General features: G+C 69.9%; 4 protein-coding genes. 1 reads left to right on the forward strand and 3 read right to left on the reverse strand.

What is annotated here, in order from left to right; genetic code table 11:
• Window positions 1-211 precede the first annotated feature (211 nt).
• Window positions 212-1,627: an alpha/beta hydrolase family protein gene (locus tag GXZ33_RS09655; RefSeq protein ID WP_291340824.1), complete on the reverse strand. Its 1,416-nt coding sequence runs from the start codon at window positions 1,625-1,627 to the stop codon at window positions 212-214.
• 64 nt (window positions 1,628-1,691) lie between these two features.
• Here GXZ33_RS09655 and GXZ33_RS09660 point away from each other — a divergent pair, with 64 nt between their 5' ends.
• Window positions 1,692-2,795: a DUF6882 domain-containing protein gene (locus GXZ33_RS09660; RefSeq protein ID WP_291340825.1), complete on the forward strand. Its 1,104-nt coding sequence runs from the start codon at window positions 1,692-1,694 to the stop codon at window positions 2,793-2,795.
• Here GXZ33_RS09660 and GXZ33_RS09665 read toward each other — a convergent pair.
• Complete coding sequence (locus GXZ33_RS09665; protein WP_291340826.1) at window positions 2,770-3,423, reverse strand: DUF1648 domain-containing protein; 654 nt, start codon at window positions 3,421-3,423, stop codon at window positions 2,770-2,772. The two genes, GXZ33_RS09660 and GXZ33_RS09665, sit on opposite strands and share 26 nt — an antisense overlap.
• Window positions 3,420-4,186 (reverse strand): enoyl-CoA hydratase/isomerase family protein (locus GXZ33_RS09670; RefSeq protein WP_291340827.1); only part of this gene is annotated, 767 nt, incomplete at its 5' end. The genes GXZ33_RS09665 and GXZ33_RS09670, both read right to left, overlap by 4 nt.

Raw genomic sequence — 4,186 nt, forward strand, 5'->3', positions numbered from 1 at the left:
AGCACTCCATCGGTTTCCAGTCCGCCAAGGACCTCATCTTCAAGGGCACCGAGTCCCCGTCCGGCTACACCGAGCCGATCCTGCACGCCAAGCGTCGTGAGTTCAAGGAGCGCCAGGGCATCAAGTAAGCCCTGCCCCTGACAGGCTCAAGGGCCCCGGTCACCGTTCGCGGTGGCCGGGGCCCTTCTGCTTTCCGACGTCGGCCCGCCTTCTACTCGGTCTCCGCCTCTGCGCTGCTCCCGGTGAGGGAGGAACGGGTGGAGAGCACGGGGTCGTCGATAAGAGAGGACAGCGCCGGGGCGGTGGCGCTGCCGTAGGTGCGGGCGGCGGAACCCCAGATGTCCGGGAAGCGTCCGGCCTCGGGGGCGACGGGGTCAGCGGGGTCGGTGGCGATGCCGAAGCCGCGGGCCTGGAGCGGCCAGAACTCGAGGACGGCGTTCCACCAGGCGTCCCAGGAGTGGGTGCCGGTGGTGTGGAAGTCGTAGTGGATCGTGTCGATGCCGGCGGCGTCGGTGGCGGCCTTGAGGCGGTGGGTGCACAGGTTGGTGCCGGCCTCGATGACCAGTCCCATGCTGAGCCGGTCCTTGAGCTGCCACTCCGCCTCGGGGGCGTTGGGTCCCTCGAAGTCGACGTCGCTCAGCAGCCCGGTGGCGTTGTAGACGTACATGTTGGGCTGGTCGCGGAGCCGGTCGGCGTTGATGGTGGCGTCCTGGTAGCGCGAGTAGTCGCTGTTGGGGGCGCCCCACATCATCTCGGGGGTGCCGTTGCCCTTCTCGATGATCGACGACGTGATGCGCCGCCCGATCCACGAGTTCGTGTCACCGCAGCCGGAGAGGGCGGCGACGGAGTCGTAGAAACCCGGCTGGTGGGTGGCGTACAGCAGGGCGGTCGTGCCGGACATGGACATGCCGACGAGGCTGCGCTTCCCGTCGGCCCCGAGTGCCTCCTCGAGCGGCCCGGGCAGTTCGTGGGTGAGGAAGGTCTCCCACATCTGCTTCCCGCCCTGGTCGGGGTTCTCCTCCAGCCAGTCGGTGTACATGGAGTATGCGCCGAGCATCGGCATGATGACGTGGATGTTGCGCTGGGAGTAGAAGTCGACGATGTCACTCTTGGTGATCCAGTTGTCGCGCCCCTGCCCTCCGTCACCCCCGCCGAGGAAGTAGGCGACGGGCCGCGGCTCGGAGAGGTCCTCCGGCACGATCCAGATGAGCGGGATCGTGCGTCCCATGGACGGTGACCAGGCGTTGATCTGGCGGATGCGGTCGCCGTCGACACGGGCGTACGCCCGCAGTCGGGCGAGGATCTGCGGGTCCATGTCGATCTCTGCCTGCGGCAGGTGCTCACGGCCGTCCGGGAACATGGGGTTGACGGTCTGCGGGCGGAAGTCCTGGATGAAACCCTCGTAGACCGTCGGGTCCGAGGACAGCCTCTGGATCCCGTCCGGCAGCCAGGAGCTGATCTCCGGGCCGTGGTAGTCCGGGCGGTTCGGGGTGTCACCGGGGTTACGGACCACGTCGGGGTCCATGCCGTGGTCATGGGGCTGGGCATGGACGGGCACGGCGGTGAGGAGCAGCGTGGTCGCGGCGAGGAGCGCGGTCGACCGGAGGGTACGGAGGATGCGGTGCATTGGACCATGATCACCCACGGACGTCCCCACAGCCAACCTCCGGGTGTTCACTAGTCTGGGATCCATGAATCTCCCCGCCCCCACGTCCCTGGATGAACTCATCGCCGACGGTGCTCTTGTGCAGGCCGATGTCGACGCCACCTGGTCCGTCATGCAGGGCAGGGTCACGGGGGTGGAGTTCACCACCGACACCGTGCGCATCCACTCCCGCGCGGGGGCCAGGGACTTCCCGGCCCGTGAGGTGGCCCGCATCATCGACGGTGAGTGGACGTGGAGCGGGGAGCACGACCTGGAGATCCCGGAGCTCCACGGCCCGCAGCCGGCGGACGATGATCTGCTCCGCGCCGCCCGCACGCTGCACGGCAACGTGCCGGTCCTACTCGCGCCGTTCCCGGACGGGATGCGTGCCGTCGCCGTCGACGTCCGCACCGCGCCCGGTCCGGTCCCCACGGCACTCACCCTGGGGCTGGCGCAGCTGTCCCCGCTTCTCGACGCCCGCCGTGCCCTCCTCTCCTTCGCCGCCGCCCGTGGCCTCGGCGTCCGCACCACGGAGGATTCCTTCGGTTTCTCGGACGGCACGACCGTGACCTTCGAGGGGGACCGCCCCGTGGACGTGTCCGGGGGTCTGAGCCTGCGGGAGGTGCGGGCGGACGCCCTCCACCTGTCCGGGGAGCATCAGCTGCTGCTGCACGGGCTCCATCCGGACCCGGACATCCGGTTGGATATCCCCGCCGGGCGGGCCCGGATCGACGGGCACGAGGCCCGGGCGCTCATCATCGCGACCGTCACCGCGGGCACGTGGACGTGGGCCTGGGCGGATCCGCACCTGCCGCCCTCCCCCGCCGCCAACCTGCGTCGTTTCGGCCTGGACCACGGCATCATCGACCTGGTCCGTCCCCGCCTGCCCCGCGACACGGCGCTGATCGACGTGGCCAAGCCGGTCCTTGACGTATGGACCCACGCCGTCGTCCCCCTCACCCCGGAGACGGACGCCGTCGTGCTTCTCGACGCCCCGCACCTCACCCTCCCGGGGCCGGAGGACCCCCGGACCCGGCGCGCCGTGGAGATGGTGCTGGGGGCGGGGGTGCCGGAGGGCGTCGACAAGCGCAGGGCCCGGGAGGCCTACGCGCAGCGCCGGGGCGTCACCCTGCCAGCAGACCCAGGATGATCGCGAGCGTCGGCAGGGCGAGCAGCAGCGCGAGGATGCCCCACGCCCCGGGGCGTGCGAAGTTGAGGGTGGTGGACATGCCGTTCTCGAGGCTGACCACCGTGTCGGGGTCGTCCCGGTTCCAGTAGAAGCCGTACCGCATGTGCTGTTCCTTCTCCCCGGGCGGGTAGACGGCGCTGACGCGTCGGTACAGCGTCCTGATCCGCAGCCCGAAGAACACTGTGCTGAGGATGAGGCCGCTGACCATCAGCAGGTCGTTCAGCGGCCCGTAGTGGCCCAGCAGGGAGGCTGTGAAGGAGACGACGATGATCGTGGAGATCCAGAACATCCAGCGCGACAGTACCGGGCCGAAGCCGGTGGAGATCATCTTCTGCCGCTCCCCCGCCTCCCGGGCGGAGACGGAGGTGAGGCCGACGGCCGCCGCCCCGACGATCCCGAGCATGAGCGTAGGCAACCCGGTGAGGCTCAGGGCGCTGGGCAGTGATTTCGTGGCCCAGGCGTCCGGCTGACCGTCCAGCGTGAAGTGGATGGGCATGGGATCCGGCACCAGGTGGAAGTTCGTCCACAGCCAGAACCAGCACGCCGCGAGGACCGCGGCGATGCCCAGGTACCAGCCCCAGACCCTCACTCCAGCACGGCCCGGTACACCTCCGCGTCATGTGCCGGGCTCCACTGTGCGTCCTGTGTCTTGTCCACGAGCACCGCCCGGACCCCCTCCACGAAGTCCGGCTGGCGGCGGAGCAGTTCACCGAGGCGTTCCTCGTTGTCGAGTCCGTCACGCAGGGTCGGGGCGTCGCGGTTGGCCCGGAACAGCTCCGCGGTGGCGACGGCCGCCGACGGGGACGCGTGGGCCATGAGCTCCCGCACGGTGCCGACGAAGTCCCGGTTCGGGTGGGCCTCGAGGGCGGCGTCGATGTCCGCCCAGGAGCCGGCGCCGAAGGTGGCCTCGATGTCCTCGCGCCACCCCGCGAGACGGGACTTCTCCTGCGGCTCGATGGCGTGCTCCGCGAGGGCGGCGTCGATGCCCAGGCCGATGACGTCGAGGACGAACTGGGAGGCGTCCTCCACCATGTGGGTGGCCAGGCCGACGTGGAGCATGTCCTCCTCGTTGAGGCGGTAGCCGGTCAGTCCGATGAACGCGCCGACCGCCGGGGAGGAGCCCGGCCAGCGCTGCGAGGCCCAGGAGATGCCGACGTCGGTGATGTAGCCGATGGCCAGTTCCGGCATCGAGGCCCACGCCCGTCGGGTGGTCACCCGGTGCGAGCCGTGGGAGGACACGCCCAGGCCACCGCCCATGACGATGCCGTCCCACACCGCGATGTACGGCTTGGGGTAGGTGCCGATGAGGTTGTCCATCGCGTACTCGTCGGAGAGGAACTGATCCACCGGGC

It is taken from the genome of Corynebacterium sp., assembly GCF_012838985.1.
Lineage (GTDB): Bacteria > Actinomycetota > Actinomycetes > Mycobacteriales > Mycobacteriaceae > Corynebacterium.

Excerpts from the sequence above, each read along its gene's own strand:
- GXZ33_RS09655 (WP_291340824.1), bottom strand. The coding sequence starts at position 1,627 with ATGCACCGCATCCTCCGTACCCTCCGGTCGACCGCGCTCCTCGCCGCG.
- GXZ33_RS09660 (WP_291340825.1), top strand. The coding sequence starts at position 1,692 with ATGAATCTCCCCGCCCCCACGTCCCTGGATGAACTCATCGCCGACGGT.